We start from the raw sequence: 21172 nt of genomic DNA, 5'->3' as shown, positions 1-21172 counted from the left end.
CGCGGGTGTGGCCGACTCGTGCCCGCGCGCCGGTACTTGGAGTCCATATGCGCACAATCCCCGCCGATCTGGTCAAACGGTACGAAGACGAAGGATGGTGGACCCGCGATGCGCTCGGCGATCTGCTGGCCCGCGGTCTGGCCGCCGCACCCGATGCCCGGTTCCGCGTACACTCGGCGGTCCGGCCCTATACCGGAACCTTCCGTGACGTCGAACTTGTCGCCCGCCGACTGGCCAAAGGCTTGCACAAGCGGGGTGTCGGTCCCGGTGATGTGGTGGCCTTCCAACTGCCCAACTGGATGGAGGCCGCCGCGACCTTCTGGGCCGCAACCTTTCTCGGTGCGACCGTGGTTCCGATCGTGCACATCTACGGCCCGCGGGAGGTCGGCTACATCCTGGGCGCGGTGCGTCCACGCGTCTTCGTCACCACCGACCGATTCGGTTCGATCGACTACGACCCGGCCGTCTACGCGGATGTGCCGATCGTCGGCGTAGTCGGACGCACCTTCGACGATCTGCTCGATGACGAGCCGTTCACCGGGGTCGTCGAGGTCGACCCGGCCGGTCCGGCGCTGATCGCCTTCACCTCGGGCACCACCCGCGCGCCCAAGGGCGTGATTCACAGCCATCAAACCCTCGGCTGCGAGACCCGCCAGCTGGCCGAGCACTACCCCGCCGACCTCGGCCCGCAGATCACCGCCGCGCCGGTCGGCCATTTCATCGGCATGCTCAACGCCTTCCTCATCCCGATCCGCGACGGCATCGCGGTCAACCTCGTCGACACCTGGAATCCGGCCCAGATCCTGACCCTGATGACCGGCTACGGCATCACCGTCGCGGGCGGCGTGCCCTACTACCTGACCAGCCTGGTCGACCATCCCGACTTCACCGCCGAGCATCTGCTGCACATGAAGTACGCGGGTATGGGCGGCGCCTCGGTGCCGAGTTCGGTCACCGAGCGGCTGAACGAACTCGGCCTCATCGTCTACCGCTCCTACGGCAGCACCGAACACCCCTCGATCACCGCCTCCGACTGCACCGCCCCGGAGGGCAAACGGCTCTATACCGACGGCGATCCGCAGCCCGGCATCGAGATCCGGCTCACCGAGGACGGCGAAATCCTCAGCCGCGGACCGGATCTGTGTCTCGGCTACACCGACGAGGCGCTCACCGCAAAGGTTTTCGACGACGAGGGCTGGTATCACACCGGCGATATCGGCGTACTCGACGAGGACGGGTTCCTCACCATTACCGACCGCACCTCCGACCTGATCATCCGCGGCGGCGAGAACATCAGCGCGCTCGAGGTCGAGGAGGTCCTGCTGACCATGTCGGCGGTCGCCGAGGCCGTCGCCGTCGCCGCACCCGATGCTCGACTCGGCGAGCATGTGGCCGCGGTGGTGCGACTGCATCCGGGTTCGGACGCCCCGACGCTCGCGGATCTGCAGGCGCATTTCGCGGAGGCGGGCCTGACCAAGCAGAAATGGCCGGAACAGCTCGTGGTGGTCGAGGACTTTCCGCGCACCCCGAGCGGCAAGGTGCAGAAGTACCGGATCCGGCAGAGCCTGCGCGAGGGGTGATCAGTGGCTGATGGTGGAATGCCGCGGCCACGGACGGCCGTGGTAGCGCTCGATATCGGTGTTGAAGCGTTCGAGATAGGCGGCGAAGGCGGCGACGTCGTCGGGCGTCCAGTCGGCCATGATGGTGTCCAGATCGCGAACGCTCTGCGTGCGGTCGGATTCGAGTCGGCTACTTCCCTCGGGGGTGATGCGGAACAGTCGAGCCATGCCGCCCTCGGGGTCCGGAATCCGCTCGATCAGCCCCGCGCGCATCATCGCGGCGGTTTGCCGACGCAGCGTGGACGCCTCCAACCCCAGTGCGTCGCTGAGCTGACCGATCGACATCGGCCCTTCCCCGTGCAGTCGGTTGAGCAAGGTGTACGCGCTGCGGTCCATGCGACTGGCGCCACGCCGAGACGCGAGGCTGTACCGCCCCAGCAGCATGGTCTCGAATTCGATCAAATGCGTGGGCTTGTCCATCCCGACCCTTCTGCCGATGCGCGCGTCACCAATGACGCATGTGTATCACACAGGAAGTGCGCGACCACCTCGAATGTGCGTCTTACACGTAGCGTGTATCATACACGTCGCATTTGACCGAAACGGCGCGCCCGCTCTGGTCAGGCGCGCCTCGGCCGGGGTCAGGACATGGGCTGACTCAGGTCGTAGACCGTCGTGCCGCCGACCGTGATGGCGGTGTAGTGCGCCTTGACCCATGCGGTGATTTCGCTTGCGCTGCTGTTGGATCCGCCGCCGGGGCCACCGCCCATACCGCCGCCCGCGATGAAATAGGCGATATCGCCGTTGGCGACGTACTGCTGGAATTGCGCCAGTGTCGGCGAATTGTCGCCGCCGGTGAAACCGCCGATCGCCATGATCGAAGCGCCGGTGGACAATTCGAGGCCGCTCGCCGACTGCGAGCCGACCGCCGCTGCGGCCCAACGGGTGCCGGTATTGCGCACCAACTGCTGCAGTTCGGTGTTGGACGAATTCGAGCCGCCCGGTCCGCCGCCGTCACTGTTGGCGGGCGCGTCGGTACCCGTCTGCTCGGACCCCGCCTGTTCGGTACCGCTCTGTTCGGTCCCCGCTCGTCCGGGCGCCGTGCCATCGAATGACGGTGCGCCGCTTCCTGATTCGCCGAAATTGCCGGGAGATGCTCCGCCGCCACCCGGTCCGCCCATACCCATCCCCTTACCCGCGACGGCCGGGCCGGAGGTCGGAATGGAACCGGAATGCGCGGTCGCCGCGGTCTCGATCGCGTACGCGGTCGTTCCCGCGAGGCCGAACAGCAGTCCGGCGATGGCGACAACGGCGGTGAATCTGCCGAGCTGGTGTGCGCCGACCACCACGATGGCCGCGACCACGATCGAACCGATCAGCACGATCCAGCGCAGCGCCGGGTACCAGTCGGGTGTGCGATCGAGCAGGATGAAGTTCCAGATACCGGTCGAGGCGGACATGGCCGCGAGTGCGACACGCGCCGTGACGAATTGGCGGCCGCGCCACAATTCGACCACCGCGCTACCGATCAGCGCCGCGATCGCCGGGGCGAGGGCGACGGTGTAGTACGGGTGCATGGTGCCCTGCATGTAGCTGAATACGACACCGGTGACGAGCAACCAACCGCCCCACAGCATCAGGCCCGCGCGCGTGCGTCCGGTCCGCGGTGTGCGCCGGGTGAACCACAGACCGGCCACCAGACCGATCAATGCCGCGGGCAGCAGCCAGGAGATTTCGGTGCCCATCGAATCGCCGAACAATCGGGTGATCCCGGTGCTGCCGCCGAAGCCGGTGTTGCCGCCGCCACCGCCACCACCACCGCCGTTGCCTTCGCCGCCGAGGACACGGCCGATACCGTTGTAGCCGAGCGCGAGGTCGAGCAGGCTGTTGTCGGTCGAGCCGCCGATGTACGGCCGCGAATCAGCCGGCCACAGGCTGACCAGGGCGACCAACCAACCACCCGAAATCACCATTGCGACAAAGGCGCCGAGCAGCTTGGCGATACGACGCCAGAAACCGATCGGTGCGGCGACCAGGAACACCAGTCCGAGCGCGGGCAGTACCAGGAAGGCCTGCATCATCTTGGTGAGGAAGCCGAATCCCACTGCCACACCGGCCAATGCGAGCCAGCGGCCGCTGCCGCGCTCGGTGGCGCGAACCGTGCAATAAGCGGCGACCACGAGCAGCAGCACCAGCAGTGCGTCCGGGTTGTTGAACCGGAACATCAGCGCCGCAACAGGAGTCACGGCCAGCGCCACACCCGCGAGCAATCCGGCCGCCGGGCCGCTGCACCGGCGCACCGCGGCGTACACCAGACCGACCGACGCCACCCCCATCAGTGCCTGCGGCAGCAACATGGAGAACGAACTGAAACCGAGCAGCCTGCCGGACAAGCCCATCACCCACAGCGATGCGGGCGGCTTGTCCACGGTGATGGCGTTACCCGAATCCAGCGAACCGAACAGCAGCGCCTTCCAGCTCTGCGTGCCCGCCTGGACCGCGGCCGCGTAGAAGTCGTTGGCCCAACCGGATTTACTGAGTCCCCACAGGTAGAGGACGGCGGTCGCCGCCAGCAGGGTCCACAATCCGGGGCGCGCCCACCGGGGCTGATCGGGCGGACCGAACAGCCACCGAGTCGATCGTTTCCGGTGTGCGCCCGCGTGCCGCGGACCCGCTGGTTCGGCGTGCCGCACGGGCGCCGCTTCGGTCATGGTCATCTCGAGTCCCTCTCGTTTACTCAAAGTGGTCAGTGGTTGACGGTGAGGTCGTAGACCGTGACGCCGTCGATCGTCTGGGCGGTGAAGTTGGCCTGGACCCAGGCCGCGATTTCGCTGGCGGCCTGACTGCCGCCGCTCCCGGATCCGCGCATCCCGCCCATGATCTGGGCGCTGATGAAGTAGTGGATCTTGTGTTGGGCCACATAGTCTTCGAACTGCGACAGCGTGGGCGCCGGGTCGGTGCCGTTGAAGCCGCCGAGGGCCATGATCGGATCACCGGTGGCCAGTTGGTATCCGGCGGCATTGCTGGAGCCGACGACGGCAGCGACCCAGGTGTAGTTGTCGGCGTCGGCGCTCAGCGCCGCGGTCAGGTTGGCGCCGGGCGTTATGCCGCCGAACATTCCGCCCATCGGTGCGCCACCACCGCCACCGCCCAGCGCGCCCGCGCCGCCATCGGTGCCGCTCAGTCGCCCGCCGCCGGGGAAGGACCGACCCGCACCGGCCGGTCCTGCGGACGGAATCGCACCGCTGTGTGTTGTCGCCGCGGTGGCCAATGCATAAGCACCGGGTGCGGCCGAGCCGACGGCCACGGCGACCGCCAGGACACCAGTCGCGACGGCCTTCGGCAACCGACCGACTACCAGCAGCAATGCCGCCGCTCCGACACCGGCGATCGCGACCACCGGTCCCAGCCACGGCAGCCAGTCGCGGGTCCGTGCGAGCAGGACACAGGCCAGCACGACAGTCACCACCAGCGCACCGGACAGCACTGCCGTCGCCCGAATATCGTTGCGGCGCTGCCACAATAGGTCGGCACCGACCCCGATCGCGCCCGCGATCGCTGGTGCCAGCGCCACCGTGTAGTACGGGTGCAGGATGCCATTGGCGTAGCTGAACACCACGCCGGTGACGATCAGCCAGCCCAGCCACAGCAATAGCGCCGCCCTGGTCCGATCGGTGCGCGGGGCCCGACGCGTGATCAACAGTCCGGCAACGCCGAGGATCAATGCGGCGGGCAGCAGCCAGGCGATCTGGCCGCCCATTTCCGAGCCGAACAAACGGGCCCAGCCGACATCGAAGTTCAGGTTCCCGAGGCCGCCGGTCTCGTTCCCGGTCAACCGGCCGAAACCGTTGTAGCCCAATGCGAGTTCGAGCACGCTGTTGTGCTGGGAGCCACCGATATAGGGCCGCGACGACGCGGGCCACAGCGTGACAAGCGCCAGATACCAGCCTGCGGACACCACCATCGCGAGTACCGCCGCGACCGATCGAACGATCCGGGTGCGCAGCGGCGCAGGCGCGGCGAGCAGATACACCAGCGCGAAGGCGGGCAGCACCAGGAACGCCTGCATCATCTTCGCCAGGAAGCCGAAGCCGACCGCGACACCGGCCAGCGGCAACCACCAAGCGCCGCTGTCCTTTTCGATGGCCCGCAGCACGCAGTAGGCCGCGACGGTCAGCAGCAGCACCAGCAGTGCGTCCGGATTGTCGAACCGGAACATCAGCGTCGCCGCGGGTGTCAGCGCCAGCACCGCGCCGGCCAGCATCCCGGCCCAGTGACCGCTGACGCGGCGCACCGCCGCGTACAGCACCGCGACCGCCGCAACGCCCTCGAGCGCCTGCGGCACCAGCAGACTCCAGGAGTTGAAGCCGAACAGCCGTGCCGAAACATCCATCACCCAAAGCGCTGCGGGGGTCTTGTCGACGGTGATCGCATTGGCCGCATCGCTGGAACCGAACAGCATCGCCTTCCAGCTCTGCGAACCGGCCTGCACCGCGGCGGCGTAGAAGTCGTTGGCCCAGCCGCTGGCACCGAGATTCCACAGATACAGCAGTGCGGTCGCGATGAGCAGCACCGCGAGCGATACCCGCCGCCACAGTGCTCCGCGCCCGGATGCCCGCGCATCCGATGGCTCGACCGCCGCGGCGGCGGGAGCTCCCAGCAATGTTGTCGTCATGCTTCGATCGTCGCGGCCCGACGTAGTTGCCAGCTCTGCTGTAACTGTGAGTTCGCTGTGTGGCGCAGCGCTCAGTTCGCGGCGGTGGCACCGGGCAGGCGCACGATGAATTCGGTTCGGCCGGGCGCACTGTCCACGGAGATATCGCCACCGTGCGCCTTGACGACGGCCGCGACGATCGCCAGCCCGAGACCGGTACTGCCCGCCCGCCGCGAGCGCGACGAGTCACCGCGCGCGAAACGCTGAAAGACCATCGGCTGCAAGGCTTCCGGAATGCCCGGACCGTCGTCGGTCACCCGCCACACCGCTCCCCCGTCGCCGTTGAATTCCAGCGAAGTGACCACCGTGGTGCCGGGACTGGTGTGGACCCGCGCGTTGGTGAGCAGATTGGTGAGCACCTGATGCAACCTGGCGGCGTCACCGGTGGCCACCACCGGCTCGTCGGGCAGTTCCAGATCCCAGCGGTGCTCGGGACCGGCGATATGCGCGTCGCTCACCGCGTCCACCGTCAGCTGGGTCAGATCCACCGGCTCGTGCTCCAACCCCCGTCCGGAATCCAACCGTGCGAGCAACAGCATGTCCTCGACCAGACCCGTCATGCGCCGGGATTCGGAGTCCACCCGTCCCATCGCATAGGCGACCTCGCCGGGGACCTCGGCCCGTTTGCGTTGCGCCAGTTCGGCATAGCCGCGAATGGCGGCCAGCGGGGTGCGCAGTTCGTGGCTGGCATCGGCGAGGAATTGCCGGACCCGGGTCTCGCTGTCGTGGCGCGCCGACAACGCGCTGGTGATGTGATCGAGCATGCGGTTCACCGCCGAACCGAGCTGCCCGACCTCTGTGCGCGGATCGGCGTCCGCGGCCGGAACCCGCACGGGCAGTACGACTTCGCCACGATCCAGTTCCAGATCGGCCACCCGCGCGGCCGTCGCCGCGACTCGATCCAATGGTGCCAGTGCGTGCCGGATCAGCCAGATACCGACCGTGATCGCGATGATCGACACGATCGCGGTGACGATTCCCAAGATCAGTAGGACGCGCAGCAGCGTGGCATCGACGGCGGTCAACGGCATACCGGTGACAACGGTATCGCCCGACCACGTCTTATCCGCGACCACCCGATAGCGGCCCTGACCGTCGAGATCGACGGTGACCGGCTTCCCGGTGGCCGGTATCGCGACGAGCTGCTGTTGTGCGCCATGCGAGAGCCCGCGCTGGGTCCCATCCGCACTGATCCGGCCCGCCTTGGTGACGCTCTCCTCGTGGACGATGGCGCCGATCGTGTCGGCCTGGATGCCGCGCCGGTCCAAGAAGTCCGGTCCCGGACCGCCGCTCGGTGGCGGCGGTGGCGGCGGCGGCATCGACGGCTGGCCGCTGGGTCGTGGCCCGAGACTCGGACCGCCGCCGACATCACCGAGTGAACGCTTCTGCACATCGACCAGTTCGGTGTCCAGCTGATGCACCAGGAACTGCTGCAATGCGAATTCGGTCGCGGCACCGATACCGACGACCACGATCACCAGCAACAGCACCTGTCCGACCAACAGCCGGGCCCGCAGCGACCAGCGCCGCGGCTTCAGCACCCGGCGCGCCACTTCAGTTCGCGGGCTTGAGGACATATCCGGCGCCGCGCAGGGTGTGGATCATCGGTGCCCGCCCACTGTCGATCTTCTTGCGCAGATACGAGACATAAAGCTCGACGATGTTGGACCGGCCGCCGAAGTCGTAACTCCACACCCGGTCCAGGATCTGCGCCTTGCTCAGCACCCGCTTGGGATTGCGCATGAAGAAACGCAGCAATTCGAATTCGGTGGAGGTCAGCACGATCAGCTCACCGGCCCGGGTGACCTCGTGACTGTCCTCGTCGAGTACCAGATCGCCGACCACCAGCTGTGCGCCGCTGTCCTCGGTGGCAACGCCGGTGCGGCGCAGCAGCGAACGCAGCCGCAGCACCACCTCTTCGATGCTGAAGGGTTTGGTGACGTAGTCGTCGCCGCCCGCAGTGAGCCCGGCGATGCGGTCCTCGACCGAATCCTTTGCGGTAAGAAGGAGCACCGGCAGGTACGGCAGCTGTGCGCGCAGCTTGCGCAACACCTCGAGCCCGGTCATATCCGGCAGCATCACATCGAGCACCACCACATCCGGGCGGACCTCGCGCGCATTCGCGACGGCCGTTCGACCATCGCCCGCGGTGCTGACCTCCCACCCCTCGTACCGCAAGGCCATCGACATCATGTCGGCCAGCACGGGCTCGTCGTCGACGACAAGCACGGTGATGGCGCTGCCGTCGGCGCGGCGCATGACAACTCGTTCGGCCGGCCCGTTCCCGGCGCTCATCGCGGACATCGTCCTACCATGACCGCGAACGCTGGGAGGTAGCTGTGCCGAAACTATGTGTCAGCTGTGAGCACGCACCCAGCCGATCCAGAACCAGCACACAGCCGACGCCAAGGTAGGCGGACCAAGGTCGGATCCGAGCACTTATCCGGTCCGCACCTGCAAGGAGCACCATGAGCCAACCTACTCAGCAGCCGCCATCGGAACCCGACGCGGTCTGGGGCGCACCACAGCCCACGCAGACGGGCACCTGGTCCACCAAGAAGACCCTGGCCGCGCTCGGTATCGCCGGAGCGATCGCCGCGGCGGGCGGCGGTGCCATCTATGCGGCATCGTCGTCCAATTCGAATAGCGGCCACGGTCCGGGCGGTCCCGGTGGCATCGGGATGTCGATGAACGGCGCGTCGGGTCGGTCCGGTCAAGCGGGCGGGCCCGGTTCCGGCACCATGATTCCCGCAGCGCTACACGGGGAGTTCGTCGTCGCCGACGGCAACGGCGGTTACACCACCGAGCTCACCCAGACTGGCACCGTTACCGCTGTGAGCGCGACCTCCATCACCGCCACCAGCAGCGACAACTACACCCAGACCTACACCATCTCCGGCACGACCAGCGCGTCGACGGTGAAAGCCGGGGATACGGTGAGCATTCGCGCCACCAAGACCGATGGCGCGGCCACCGTGACCTCGATCGCCGCAGGCAATGCGATCGCGCCGGGCGGGATGAACGGCGGACCCGGCCAAGCGGACGGTGGCCCAGGACAGCCTGGCCGCGGCACAGCCGGAGCGGGCGGGCCGATGGGCGGACCGCAGAGCCGAACCGGAAGCTAAGACCTACTCGGCCGGGCCTCCAGTTCGCTCGATCGGATTGGATACCCCCGCATAAGGCGGGGGAGGATTCAAAGCTGGCACTTAACTTCAACCAACGAGGGACAAATGTTGGGGCTCAACGATTCTCGGAGTCGGTCCGGAGAAACGGGCCGACGGTTTCGGATCTGATCCGACAACAGGAGGAACGCAGATGAGTTTCACATCGAAGCTGGCAGTGACCGCGGCGGCCGGTGCCGTCGCGCTCGGCATGCTCGGCATCGGAGCCGGTGCGGCGAGCGCCGACGGACCCCAGGGACCGGTGCCCGGACAGCAGTGCCAGCCTCCTGGCGACCACCCGCAGGGCCCGCCGCCCGGTGACCACCCGGATGGGCCGCCCCCCGGCGACCACCAGGGCCCGCCTCCGGGCGACCACCCGGACGGCCCGCCGCCCGGCGATCATCCGCAGGGCCCGCCCCCGCAGTGCCAGCCCGGCCAGTAACCCGCTGCAGTCCAACACATCCCGATAATCGACCGCGCGGCGGTGGACTGGCCGGTCCACCGCCGTACTTCGTCGCCACCGCCAAGCCGTCGGAACAACCCGACCCCATAACGAGATCCGCAGCCACTGGATCCGTAGCACCGGCACCGGATCAAGATCAGGTGGAACTGACGGCGGTGGCTTCTCGGGACGGATGCCGCCAGAGATTCCACCTGATCTTGGTCAACGGTTGAAGGGGTTGTGAAACAAGGCATTTCGAATCATGCGAGTTGAAGTATGATGGCGCGGGCTGTCGGTTCGGCGTAGCATGCGGCGGTCTTGAATCTTGTGCCAGATCGACCGAGGTGGCGGATATGGGTCTGAGTGGTAAGCGGTTCCTGGATGTGGCTGGGAGCAGGGATACTGCTGTGACGGTGCTGGCATCGATCACCGCGTTGTACTACCTGATCGTCGCGGTCACCAACTGCATCGACACCGATACCAACCGGCGCGGTGTGCAGGCCGTGCTGTCGATGCAAGCCACGATCCACCACCCCAATGTCGACTGGCATGCCATCACTAACAGCACGGTCGTCCTTATCGCCTACATCCTTATCGTGACCTGGGAGTATCTGACCGGCTTCGTGCTGCTCGCGGGGGCAGTGACCGGCTGGTGGGCACTGTTCGGCCGGAATTCCGCCAGAACCGCACTGGCAGCGAAGTTGTCGAGCCTCGGCTGGACCATGGCGGTACTGCTGTTCGCGGGCGGCTTCCTCACCATCGGCGGCGAGTGGTTCCGGATGTGGGCGAACAAGCAAGTGAACGCCACGTCGGCGGCACTGCAGAACTTCCTCCTCGCGGCCGTGGGACTCATCCTCGTGCACATATCGACCCGCTCCGAAACCCGGGTCAGCACACCCAGCGTGGAAAGCGATACTGTCCCGCAGCAGTAGCAGCTCACCGCTGAGCTTGCCGGTCCACGCCCTGCGAACATCTGGACGGCGGATAGCGGGAACTACGCTGCCAGGGTGCACACGATCTGGCTGATCGCCGGCACCGGTGTGCTGATCACCCGGTTGAAGACCCGCAGGCATCTGGGCGAGCACGGCATCCACGTGACACCGCTGCGCACGGTGCTCGCCCGGATCCGCGGCAGGCGCAGGCCAGGAAGTCGGTGATACCTGTCAGCGGCTCAGCACCGTGGTATCGAAGAAATGCCGCGAGGCCCGGTACACATGCCTGCCCATTTCGATGGGACGGCCGGAATCATCGAAGGCGACCCGCTGCATGGTCAGCAGCGGTGCGTTCGTGCGCTCGTCGAGCAGCTGCGCCTCGGCCCTGGTGGCACCGCGCGCACCGATCCGCTGGCGCGCGAGCGCGATGTGAATTCCCTTGGCGCGCAGGCATTCATAGAATCCGTGCAGTTCGAGCTGGTCGGGCGCGGGTGCGAATTCGGCGGGCACGTAATTGGTCATGACCGCCAGCGGCTCACTCCCGGCACGGCGCAGCCTGCGGAAGGTCACGAAGCGAGCGTCCTCGGGCACGCCGAGTTCGCCGGCGATATCCGGATCCGGAGCGCCGAGCTGATAGTCGAGCAATTCGGTGGTCGGTTCCTGACCTGCCGTGAGCAGATCGTCGTACAGACTGGTCAATTCGACCGGCCGACGCACCTGGTTCTGTACCACCTGCGTGCCCACCCCGCGCCTGCGCATCAGCAGTCCTTTGTCGACCAACGCCTGGATTGCCTGCCGTGTGGTCGGCCGCGACAGATTGAGTCGTTTGGCCAGATCGAGCTCATTCTCGAGGCGATCCCCCGGGGCGAGCCGACCTTTCAGGATCGCGTTCTCGATGCCTTGTGCCAGTTGGAAATACAGCGGGACCGGGCTCGAGCGGTCGATCGCGACATCCAGTGGCGCGGGCATCGTCGGCTCCTCGGGGGCGAGCGGGCGCAGGTGAGCGCCGGTTTCTTCCACTGTAAATCACAATGAGCAGTTCTTGTTGCACATGTCCGTAAGTCAGTATGTCCTGACAAAGTCTTGACAAGCGGGTATGACGGGCGCAAAGTCTGGATACGCGGCTATGCCCGTCCCCCGAGGCCCGAACCCTGGAGTCAGCCTGTGAACGCTCAATTCGAGGTCGTATCGACCGGCCGGGTCGGCGTCGACATCTATCCACTCCAAACCGGAGTCGGGCTGGAAGATGTCGACACCTTCGGCAAGTTCCTCGGTGGCAGTGCCGCCAATGTCGCCGTCGCGGCGGCGCGGCTCGGCCGGCGCACCGCGCTGTGGTCCGGCGTCGGCGCCGATCCCTTCGGTCGGTACGTGCGGCGCGAGCTGGTCCGGCTCGGCGTATCGGCTGCCCTCGTGCAGACCACCGATCGCCTGCCGACCCCGGTGACCTTCTGCGAGATCTTCCCGCCGGACGATTTCCCGCTGTACTTCTACCGCGAACCCAGCGCGCCGGACCTGCAGATCACCTGCGGCCAAGTCGATCCCGACATCATCCGCGGCGCGGGCGTGTACTGGTCGACTGTCACCGGTCTGTCCCAAGAGCCTTCTCGTGCAGCGCATTTCGATGCTTGGTCGATCCGGGAACGGCGGCCGCTCACCGTGCTCGATCTGGACTACCGGCCGATGTTCTGGGCCGACGAGGAACAGGCCCGCGCACAGGTACGTCAGGCGCTGACCCAGGTCACGGTGGCGGTCGGTAACCGCGAGGAGTGCCGCATCGCCGTCGACGAGACCGACCCGCATCGCGCCGCCGACGCGCTGTTGGATCTGGGTGTCGAACTCGCCATCGTCAAACAGGGGCCGGACGGGGTGCTCGGCAAGACCCGCCACGAATCCGTCGCGGTGCCCCCGGCGACCGTCGAGGTGCTCAACGGCCTCGGCGCGGGCGACGCCTTCGGCGGCAGCCTGTGTCACGGCCTGCTGGCCGGATGGGAGCTGGAGACCATTCTGCGCCGCGCGAACGCCGCCGGAGCCATTGTGGCCGCCCGGCTCGAATGCTCCACCGCCATGCCGACCAGCGCCGAAATCGACGATCTCGTCGCGCTGTCATTGATTGGAAAGGCCCGGAAATGAAAGTGGCGTCGCGCAGCGATTCGACGAGGAGTGGCGAAGCAGTGCTGTCCTACGCCGAGCTGACCGAGTTGCGTGCGGCCGATCCCGGCGCCATCGCCAGAGCCTTCGCCACGCGGACCCGTCGCGGTCTGGTGCGCGGCGACGGCCGGTTGATGATCATCGCCGCCGACCACCCGGCCCGCGGCGCGCTGGCGGCGTCCGGCAATCCCCTCGCCATGAACAGCCGAAGGGAACTGCTGGACCGGCTGGTCACGGCATTGGCCCGGCCGGGCGTGGACGGTGTGCTCGGCACCGCGGACATCATCGAGGATCTGCTGCTGCTCGGCGCGCTCGAGGACAAGGTCGTCTTCAGCTCCATGAACCGCGGTGGCATCGCGGGCGCGGATTTCGAACTCGACGACCGGATGACCGGATACACCGCGCGGGCGACCGCCGCGGCCGGACTCAACGGCGCGAAGATGCTCAACCGGTTCGATCTCAGCGATCCGGGCACGCTATCGATGATGACCGCGAGCGCCGCCGCCATCGATGAGCTCGCCGCGCTCGGCTTGGCCGCGATGCTCGAGCCGTTCATATCGCATCGGCCCGGCGGGCCGGGGACCAAGGTGGTCAACGATCTGTCACCGGATGCGGTCATCAAGAGCGTGCACCTGGCGCAGGGATTGGGCTCCACTTCGGCCTATACCTGGCTGAAGCTGCCCGTCGTCGCGGAGATGGAGCGAGTCGTGGATGCCACCACCCTGCCCACCCTGCTGCTCGGCGGCGATCCGCAGACCGGCCCGGACGAAACCTACGCACGCTGGTCGAAAGCCCTTGCGCTGCCGGGTGTTCGGGGCCTCATCGTGGGCCGTGCGCTGCTCTATCCGCCGGATGACGATGTCGCGGTCGCGGTCGATACGGCCGTATCGCTGGTGCGGTGATCGCGATGCACAGCAAACATTACGTGCCCGCCGCCCGCACCTATCGAGCGCCGTACACGGTGGCGCTCACCCAGGAGGCGGCCGAGTGGGATCACGCAAGCCTGCACGTCATCGAGCTCGCGCCGGGGCAATCGCATCGCACGCACAGCCGTGCCGATGAGATCGTGGTGGTTCCGCTGTCCGGTTCGTGCACCGTGGCCAGTGCTGGTGAATCGTTCGAATTGGCCGGGCGCGAAAGTGTTTTCGACGGCACCACCGATTTCGCCTACATCGGACGGGATTGTGCCTACACCGTGACCAGTACCGACGGTGGGCGATTCGCGCTCGGTGGCGCACGTGCCCAGCAGCAGCTGCCCTCCCGCTACGTGCCCGCCGCCGAGGTGGCCGTGGAGTTGCGCGGTGCGGGCAATTGCAGTCGCCAGGTGCACAATTTCGCGACCGCGGACACCTTCGAGGCCGATTCGATCATCGCCTGCGAGGTGATCACCCCGGGCGGGAACTGGTCGTCGTATCCGGCGCACAAACACGACGAGCTCTCCGATACCGAGACGCCGCTCGAGGAGATCTACTATTTCGAATTCGCCCGTGGCGCAGACGATTCGCCGGGCTTCGGCTATCACCGCGTGTACGGGACCCCTGAGCGTCCGATCGATGTGCTGGAAGAGGTCCGCGACGGCGATGTGGTGCTGGTGCCGCACGGCTACCACGGCCCGTCCATCGCCGCGCCCGGCTATCACATGTACTACCTGAACATCATGGCCGGTCCCGGACCGGAACGGGCCTGGCGGATCAGCGACGACCCGGCGCAGACGTGGCTGCGCGGCACCTGGACCGATATGGCGATCGATCCGCGACTTCCGATGAACGCCGAGCGGACTCCGCGGTGAGTCGATCGACCACACTGAATCGCGGCACCCGCTGGACCTGATTTCTCAATGCGGGGAAGAGCCGTCATCGGGCCGATGACGGACAATTTCTCCTGGCTCGAAGTGGGCCTGCTTTCCTTGCACCCCAATGCTTTTGCGAGTCACAGCATCGAGCCGGCGGCCGTCTGCGGGGCGCAGCGACTGCGAAATCGACTCCAGCAGAGGAGATGTCGTGATGGCCAGCGAGCGGGACACGCTCCCGGATAGATACCGCAAGTTCCGGTCCGAGAACTTCCCGCAAACCGACTTGGCCGGTTATCTGCCCGTCGACGGCGTCGAAGTCAAATTTCTCGACGGATGCAATCGGTCGTGCATCTTCTGTGTGAACGAGGACTACATCGGCAAACGGTTGAATCCGTTGGACACCGGGCGCTTCGCGCAGTCGCTGTTCGACTGGATCGACTCGCCCACCGAGCCGGAACGACCCGAGGCGGTCTATGGAACCGGCGGTGAGCCCCTGATGGCACTGGATCTGGTCGAGGAGGTCTTCCGCCCACTGGGCGAACGCGGCATCACCACGCGCCTGGTGACCAACGGCACGTTGCTGAACGAGAAGCGGATCGCCCGACTGGTCGATATGAAGTTGTCCGGAGTGAAGGTCACCTACAACACCGCCGATGCCACGCGGCTTGCGGCCCTGATGAAGGGCTCGAAATCCGATGACGCCGAACTGATCCTGCGCAACATCCGACTGGCCAAGGCGGCCGGACTGTGGGTGTTCATCCGAATCGGGCTCGGCAAGCACAACTTCGACGAGGCACCGAAGATCTATCGCATCATGCGCGAGATCGGCGTCGACGTCGTGCAGATCAAGCCGTGGATTCCATCCGGACTCGCGGCCGCCAATCAGACCGAGCTGAGCCTGAGTCCCACGGTGCTGTTCGATCGGTTCACCGGAATCATGGAAGAGTTGTACGAGGAGGTGCAGCAGCCCGGGGGCCCCGAGGTGACCGTCTCCTGCTACCCACCCGCACGAAATCTGGGATTCACGGTCAAGGATTGCGCCAATGTGGCCAAGATCTACTGCGAGCCCTGCGGCCATGCGCTGGTGTGCAATTTCTCCGATGAGTACCTGGGCAGCTGGTTTCCCGAGGACGGTGGCCTGCTCGCGTGCGTCCAACGTCGCCGTGAGTTGTATCCGAAGATCATGGACGCCAACGGCGTCGCATCGTGCCCGGCACGGCTGAACTGGTCCTCCCCGACCGGGGTGGTGAATCCCGCGCCCGAGTGGAAACCGGCAGCACTGTTGCCATTGGCTGTCGTACATGCCGAATAAGTCTGCGCCGCAGCGGATCTTGCTTCTCTCGCGCAAACCGCTCATCGAGCGCCCGCTGCACGAGTGGCTCGCGGAGGTGGTGACCGACACCGTTCTCGTCACCGTGCCCGGGGCGTTGGCGGATATCGGCGCGCAGGTGCGCGGCCGGTTTCGCGACTGCCGGACCGTATCGGACTACCAATCGTGGTCCACGGAGTGGACGGCCGAATGCGCGGCGCGCGAACACCGAATCGGTCTCGTCGCCAGTTCGAGTGAGGACGATGTGCTGCGCAGCGCACGGCTGCGCGATCGGCTCGGATTGCCAGGGCAGACGCTGGAATCCGCGCGCGCCTACCGTGACAAGCTGATCATGAAGGATACGGCGGCACGGGCCGGGGTGGAGGTCCCTCGGCTGCGGGCGATCGACCGGCCCACCGACCTGATCGAATTCACCGAGGAGGTAGGACTTCCCGTCGTCGTGAAGCCGCGTCGCGGCTCCGCGTCCATCGGCGTGCGCATCCTGCGCGACGGGCCGGATGTCACCGCATTCCTGAAATCGGGTGAACTACCCGCGGCGCCACAGTGTTCGGGCCGGTGGATTGCCGAGGAATACATCGACGGCGACTTCTTCCATGTGGACGGCGTCATAGCCGACGCGGCGGTGGCGCACTGCTGGCCGAGCCAGTACAACAGCGGCAATGCCGAAGCGGCACAAACGGCGTCCGAGTTGTCCAGCGTGCTGCTCGCCCCGGACGACCCGAGAACTGTTCTGCTGCAGCGCTTTGCCGCTGATGTCCACCGCGCACTGCCGACCCCGTCGTTCCCGACGAGTTTCCACCTGGAGGCGTGGATACCGGCGCACGGCAGGCCGGTGCTCTGTGAGGTCGCTTCACGAACCGGCGGCGCTTTCATCGCCCGCACCTACCGTGAAGCGTTCGGCGTGCATCTGTCCCGCGAGAATCTGCGCGGGCAGTGCGGACTCGGCCTCGAACTGACGCACCAACCCGCAACGCCACGCCGCGCCGTTGGCTGGGTCCTCTTCCCACCCGGACGCGGCCGATTCGAGCCGGCCCCTGGTGCCTGCCCAGTTGCCGGGACGGAGCTCGAGTTGCATATGTCCGCAGGCACTTTCGCGCACGGACCCGAGTACGCCGCACATTCGGCGGCGGCGGTCGCGGTGCGTGCCGACACCGCCGAACAGGTGCGGGACCGAATCCGGGAGACGACACGCTGGTGGGCTGAGGAGACTCGGTGGCTGAATTGATCCGCGAGCCTCCGCGCCGGGTGGCGGTGTTGTCGAAGAAGCCGCTGACCACGCATCGCTACGATCGCTGGCTTTCGGAATTCGGCATCCGGACAACCCTTTTCGCGGAAGATACGCCTTCGAGTCGCACCTTTCTCGCTGGGACACATCAATACTCGACCGCACACCTGTTTCCGGATTGGAAGCGCAACCGAGCCATCGATCAAGCGGTGATCGTCGCGCATGCCGAACAGCCCTTCGACCGGATCGTCGCACTGAGCGAATGTGATCTCGTCCGCGCCGCCGAACTGCGCGCCTACCTCGATATTTCGGGCCAGAGCCTGGCATCGGCCACCGCGTTTCGGAACAAGTCCGTCATGAAATCACTGGCAGGCCGGGCCGAACTGCGCGTTCCGGACCATGAGTTCGTCGACTCGGTTTCCACTCTGATGGACTTCGCGGACAGCCACCCCGACGGTGTGGTGGTCAAACCGGTCGACGGGTCGGGCTCGGTCGGCGTCATCGAGCTGCACGACCGAGCCGAGATCGAGTCCTGGGTACATGCCCGCGCGCTGTCGTGTGACGACCCCGCCGACTACCTCGTCGAGGAACGGGTTGCGGCGCCGATGCTTTCGGTGGACGGATTGATGCGAGCCGGACAAGTCCAGGCCGTCATGGTCGGGACCTACACCCGAACCTGCCTGCACTCGCTGGTCGAGCTGGCGCCGCATGGCATTCTGCTGCTCGACGCCGACGATCCGCGCGTCGCGGCGGCCCGCGATTACCTCACCCGGCTGCTGCGCGCACTGCCCGCCCCGGAGGAGACCATGAGTTTTCATTGCGAGCTTTTCGATCACCCCCGCCACGGCCCGATGCTCTGCGAGATCGCCTGCCGCACCGGTGGCGGCAATCTGAACCAGATCGCCCGCGAAGCCCTCGGTATCGATCTGGAACAGGCTTCCTGTCTCGGGCAGGCAGGCATCGACGTGCCCGTCGAGCGCACGATGCCCGAATCCGGCCGCTGCTTTGGGGATATCGTGGTGCCGCGATCTCCGCGATCGATCCCCGCCGGCCTGCGCTGCGATCTGCCCGGCGTCCTGCACTTGCGGTCCCACCGGGATGATCGCCCCGGTCGGGCCGCGAAGGTGTCGGATTATGTGGTCGATGCGTTGCTGACGGGTGACGACCATATCGGTGTGCGACGGGTGTACGACTCTGTCATCGCGTGGCTGGACGAGCACCTGCCTGCCGAGTCCGCGAAGGGACGGTGCTGAGCCGCGATGGATCTCGGACTGGCCGGACGCGCCTATTACGTCACGGGTGGCAGCCGTGGTATCGGACGAGCGGTGGTGGCGCTGCTGCTCGCCGAGGACGCCGCGGTCGCGACCTGCGCCAGAGACGCCGCGGCGCTGGAGCAGATGCGTGCCGCACTACCTCCTGAGCATGCCGACCGGCTGCTGACGCACACCGCCGACGTTCGGGATGCGGCGGCTCTCGAACACGCTGTCGGACGGGCTTTCGAACGATTCGGACGGCTCGACGGTGTGCTTGCCAATGCGGGAGCCGGGGTCTGCGGCGGTGTACTGACAACACCGGAGCCGGAGTGGCACAACCAATTCCAGGTGAAAGTGGGATCGGTGCTGAACCTGGTCACCCCGGCGCTGCCCGCGCTGTCCGCGTCGGACGCCGGACGGGTGGTGGTCGTCAATGGTGTCACCGCGCACGCGCCCGATCCGGGCATGGCCGCCGTCAGCGCGACGCGCGCCGCCGTGGCCAATCTGACCCGCTCACTCGCCGTCGAACTTGCGCCGTCCGGGGTTCTCGTCAATGCGATCAGCCTCGGTGCGATCGCGACCGACCGCCAGCACGCCCGATACCTCGCGGCCGGGACGGCCGAGCCGTTCGAGGATTGGGGTGCGGCCGAGGCCGGCCGCCGAGGCATACTGCTGGGGCGCTTCGGAACACCGCAGGAGGTGGCTCCCGTTGCGGCACTACTACTTTCGCCGATCTGCTCCTATGTGACCGGCAGTTCCATCGATGTCTCGGGCGGCTCCGGTGGCCGTACCTGACTGGGAGATCGTCATAGCCAGGCACGGCCCGACCGCATGGTCACGAGCGGGGCGATTCAGTGGTCAAACCGATGTCCCCTTGTCGGCGGAGGGGCGGACGCGCGCGGCCGAACTCGGCAGGGCGCTGCGGCGACCGCTCCCGGAACGCATCCTCAGCAGCGATCTGATCCGGGCACGACAAACTGCCGTGGCGATCGCCCTGGCCGCCGAATTCGACCCGCACCAGATCTCGATCAGCAGCGGGCTGCGCGAAGAATCGCTCGGATCATGGGAAGGCCGCACCCGGGCCCAAATCGCGAGTACCAACCAGGATGGGTTCGCGCGCTGGCTGGCAGGCGATATCGACGCATTCGACGGCCGGGAAGGACTGGCGGCGGTGGCGCGGCGGGCCGTTCCCGTACTGCTCGATCATTGCGCCGAGCGACCCCGGAGCACCGGTCGGCTTGTCGTGGTCACCCACGCGAATACAGCATTGGCGCTGGTCGGCACGCTTGCCGATATCCCGTCCGATGAATGGGCGGATATTCCGTGTCCCGGACCTGCGGACGCCATGGTCCTGTGGTGAGCGGGCCCGTCCGGGCACTGGCCTGCGCTGTGCTGATCACCGCCGTCGGCAACGGCCTGTATCTCGCAGGCGCGGTTCTCTTTCTGACCCGCTCGGTGGGGTTGAGCGGCACCGAGGTGGGAATCGGGCTGACCATCGCCGGTGTGACCGGACTCGGTGCGGGGCCAGTGGTGGGGCACCTCGCCGATCGCTTCGGTGCGCGCGAGATCTACCTGATCACGCTGACCGCCGAGGCGCTGGCCACCGGCAGTCTCGTCTTGGTCCACAGTTTCGCGATGTTCGTGGTCGTCGCGGCCGCGGTCGGCATCGCCGAGCAGAGCAGTAGAGCGGTGCGTGGCGCGCTGATCGCACGGATTGGCGGGAATGAGCGAGCGCGTCTGCGCGGCTATCTGCGATCCGTCACCAATATCGGCGTGGCTTCGGGTGCCGCCGGTGCGGGTTTGGCCATCCGATTCGATACGCGCACAGCCTATTCGGTGCTGATCCTCGTCGATGCCGCCAGTTTCCTGCTCACCGCGCTCGTGGCAGCTCGTATTCCACGACAGCCCCCGCTGCCCGGGCCCGGCCGTACCGTGCGCGCCGGGCGCTTGAACCTGCCATTCCTGGCCGTCACCGGCGTATACGGCGTGCTGTCGCTGCAGTATGGGGTGCTCACCGTCGCGCTGCCGCTGTGGATCGTCACCCACACCGCCGCTCCGGCCTGGCTGATTTCGCCGCTGCTGCTGACGAACACCCTGCTCGTCGTCGGTCTGCAGGTGCGGGCGGGCCGTCGCGTCGATTCCATCGCCGACGGAATCACGATCACCCGCCAGGCTGCCGTCCTGCTGACGCTGGGCTGCCTGCTGTTCTGCGTAAGCGGAACAGGCTCACCGGTATTCGCCATGCTCGTGTCGACTCTCGCGGTAATAGTGCACACATTGGGCGAGATCGGCCACGCCGCAGGCGAATTCGAACTGAGTTTCGCGCTGGCACCGGATCACGCACAAGGCCGCTATCAAGGAATCTTCGCCATGGGCACCGGAGCCTTCATCGCCGGCGCCCCAGCCTTGCTCAGCGTGATCTGCATCGATTGGGGTCCGCCCGGATGGATTCTGCTCGGCGGCATATTTCTCTCCGCCGGCGTCTGCACCGGACCGATCGCACGCTGGGCGCAGCGCCGCGCCACACACCTGATCGATGTGTGAAACGAGTGCAACCTCCCCCATCGATCTCGCTACCGGTTCGGCACAACTCCAGGCTCGGTCCCTGGCCGAGTT

General features: G+C 66.8%; 20 protein-coding genes. 14 read left to right on the top strand and 6 right to left on the bottom strand.

Annotated elements, in window-relative coordinates:
* Window positions 1–47: 47 nt before the first annotated feature.
* Window positions 48–1580, top strand: a complete 1533-nt coding sequence (locus ACQPYR_RS12845; protein ID WP_433631561.1) for an AMP-binding protein — start codon at window positions 48–50, stop codon at window positions 1578–1580.
* Here the strand turns inward: ACQPYR_RS12845 and ACQPYR_RS12840 are convergent, their stop codons facing one another.
* The 5 genes from ACQPYR_RS12840 to ACQPYR_RS12820 all read right to left on the bottom strand — a co-directional run bounded on the left by ACQPYR_RS12840 (window position 1581) and on the right by ACQPYR_RS12820 (window position 8568).
* Window positions 1581–2039 (bottom strand): MarR family winged helix-turn-helix transcriptional regulator, encoded by a 459-nt coding sequence (locus ACQPYR_RS12840; protein ID WP_433631558.1) that lies wholly within the window; start codon window positions 2037–2039, stop codon window positions 1581–1583. It lies immediately after the preceding gene.
* A 161-nt stretch (window positions 2040–2200) separates the two neighbouring features.
* Window positions 2201–4276: an ArnT family glycosyltransferase gene (locus ACQPYR_RS12835; RefSeq protein WP_433631555.1), complete on the bottom strand. Its 2076-nt coding sequence runs from the start codon at window positions 4274–4276 to the stop codon at window positions 2201–2203.
* A gap of 29 nt (window positions 4277–4305) precedes the next feature.
* Window positions 4306–6234: an ArnT family glycosyltransferase gene (locus ACQPYR_RS12830; protein WP_433631552.1), complete on the bottom strand. Its 1929-nt coding sequence runs from the start codon at window positions 6232–6234 to the stop codon at window positions 4306–4308.
* 71 nt (window positions 6235–6305) lie between these two features.
* Window positions 6306–7850 carry a sensor histidine kinase gene (locus tag ACQPYR_RS12825; RefSeq protein ID WP_433631550.1) on the bottom strand — a complete coding sequence of 515 codons (1545 nt, stop codon included), beginning with the start codon at window positions 7848–7850 and terminating at the stop codon, window positions 6306–6308.
* On the bottom strand, window positions 7828–8568 hold the full coding sequence (locus ACQPYR_RS12820; protein ID WP_433631547.1) for a response regulator transcription factor: 741 nt from the start codon (window positions 8566–8568) through the stop codon (window positions 7828–7830). The genes ACQPYR_RS12825 and ACQPYR_RS12820 overlap by 23 nt, the downstream gene beginning before the upstream one ends.
* 173 nt (window positions 8569–8741) lie before the next feature.
* On the opposite strand from ACQPYR_RS12820, the gene ACQPYR_RS12815 reads away from it, so the two are divergent.
* From ACQPYR_RS12815 to ACQPYR_RS12800, 4 genes are all read left to right on the top strand, one after another.
* A complete protein-coding gene (locus ACQPYR_RS12815; RefSeq protein ID WP_433631544.1) occupies window positions 8742–9398 on the top strand; it encodes a hypothetical protein in 657 nt (218 codons plus the stop codon).
* Between the two features lie 190 nt (window positions 9399–9588).
* Window positions 9589–9876 carry a hypothetical protein gene (locus tag ACQPYR_RS12810; RefSeq protein WP_327100760.1) on the top strand — a complete coding sequence of 96 codons (288 nt, stop codon included), beginning with the start codon at window positions 9589–9591 and terminating at the stop codon, window positions 9874–9876.
* A gap of 353 nt (window positions 9877–10229) precedes the next feature.
* Complete coding sequence (locus tag ACQPYR_RS12805; protein WP_433631541.1) at window positions 10230–10808, top strand: DUF2165 domain-containing protein; 579 nt, start codon at window positions 10230–10232, stop codon at window positions 10806–10808.
* Between the two features lie 75 nt (window positions 10809–10883).
* The gene (locus tag ACQPYR_RS12800) at window positions 10884–11033 is read left to right on the top strand and encodes a hypothetical protein (RefSeq protein WP_433631538.1); all 150 of its coding nucleotides are present in this window, start codon (window positions 10884–10886) and stop codon (window positions 11031–11033) included.
* Window positions 11034–11039: 6 nt separating this feature from the next.
* On the opposite strand, the gene ACQPYR_RS12795 is transcribed toward ACQPYR_RS12800, so the two are convergent.
* Window positions 11040–11777 carry a GntR family transcriptional regulator gene (locus tag ACQPYR_RS12795; RefSeq protein ID WP_433631535.1) on the bottom strand — a complete coding sequence of 246 codons (738 nt, stop codon included), beginning with the start codon at window positions 11775–11777 and terminating at the stop codon, window positions 11040–11042.
* 195 nt (window positions 11778–11972) lie between these two features.
* Between ACQPYR_RS12795 and iolC the strand changes: the two genes are divergently transcribed.
* The 9 genes from iolC (at window position 11973) to ACQPYR_RS12750 (ending at window position 21100) form a co-directional block, all read left to right on the top strand.
* Window positions 11973–12938 carry a 5-dehydro-2-deoxygluconokinase gene (gene iolC / locus ACQPYR_RS12790; protein WP_433631532.1) on the top strand — a complete coding sequence of 322 codons (966 nt, stop codon included), beginning with the start codon at window positions 11973–11975 and terminating at the stop codon, window positions 12936–12938.
* Window positions 12935–13858, top strand: a complete 924-nt coding sequence (locus tag ACQPYR_RS12785) for a Cgl0159 family (beta/alpha)8-fold protein (RefSeq protein ID WP_433631529.1) — start codon at window positions 12935–12937, stop codon at window positions 13856–13858. The genes iolC and ACQPYR_RS12785 overlap by 4 nt, the downstream gene beginning before the upstream one ends.
* 5 nt (window positions 13859–13863) lie before the next feature.
* Complete coding sequence (gene iolB / locus ACQPYR_RS12780; protein WP_433631526.1) at window positions 13864–14745, top strand: 5-deoxy-glucuronate isomerase; 882 nt, start codon at window positions 13864–13866, stop codon at window positions 14743–14745.
* A gap of 214 nt (window positions 14746–14959) precedes the next feature.
* Window positions 14960–16060 carry a radical SAM protein gene (locus tag ACQPYR_RS12775; RefSeq protein ID WP_433631523.1) on the top strand — a complete coding sequence of 367 codons (1101 nt, stop codon included), beginning with the start codon at window positions 14960–14962 and terminating at the stop codon, window positions 16058–16060.
* A complete protein-coding gene (locus ACQPYR_RS12770; protein ID WP_433631520.1) occupies window positions 16050–17303 on the top strand; it encodes an ATP-grasp domain-containing protein in 1254 nt (417 codons plus the stop codon). The genes ACQPYR_RS12775 and ACQPYR_RS12770 overlap by 11 nt, the downstream gene beginning before the upstream one ends.
* Window positions 17291–18556: an ATP-grasp domain-containing protein gene (locus ACQPYR_RS12765; protein ID WP_433631518.1), complete on the top strand. Its 1266-nt coding sequence runs from the start codon at window positions 17291–17293 to the stop codon at window positions 18554–18556. Before ACQPYR_RS12770 ends, ACQPYR_RS12765 begins: the two co-directional genes overlap by 13 nt.
* A 6-nt stretch (window positions 18557–18562) precedes the next feature.
* A complete protein-coding gene (locus tag ACQPYR_RS12760; RefSeq protein WP_433631515.1) occupies window positions 18563–19351 on the top strand; it encodes an SDR family oxidoreductase in 789 nt (262 codons plus the stop codon).
* The gene (locus ACQPYR_RS12755) at window positions 19338–19916 is read left to right on the top strand and encodes a histidine phosphatase family protein (protein WP_433631512.1); all 579 of its coding nucleotides are present in this window, start codon (window positions 19338–19340) and stop codon (window positions 19914–19916) included. Before ACQPYR_RS12760 ends, ACQPYR_RS12755 begins: the two co-directional genes overlap by 14 nt.
* Window positions 19913–21100: an MFS transporter gene (locus ACQPYR_RS12750; RefSeq protein ID WP_433631509.1), complete on the top strand. Its 1188-nt coding sequence runs from the start codon at window positions 19913–19915 to the stop codon at window positions 21098–21100. The genes ACQPYR_RS12755 and ACQPYR_RS12750 overlap by 4 nt, the downstream gene beginning before the upstream one ends.
* Window positions 21101–21172: the final 72 nt, after the last annotated feature.

Origin of the sequence: Nocardia sp. CA-120079, from assembly GCF_050955745.1 — a bacterium.
In the GTDB taxonomy this organism is placed as follows: Bacteria; Actinomycetota; Actinomycetes; order Mycobacteriales; family Mycobacteriaceae; genus Nocardia.
Note: the sequence above shows the minus strand (reverse complement) of the source record. Positions and strands in the feature narration are given on the sequence as shown.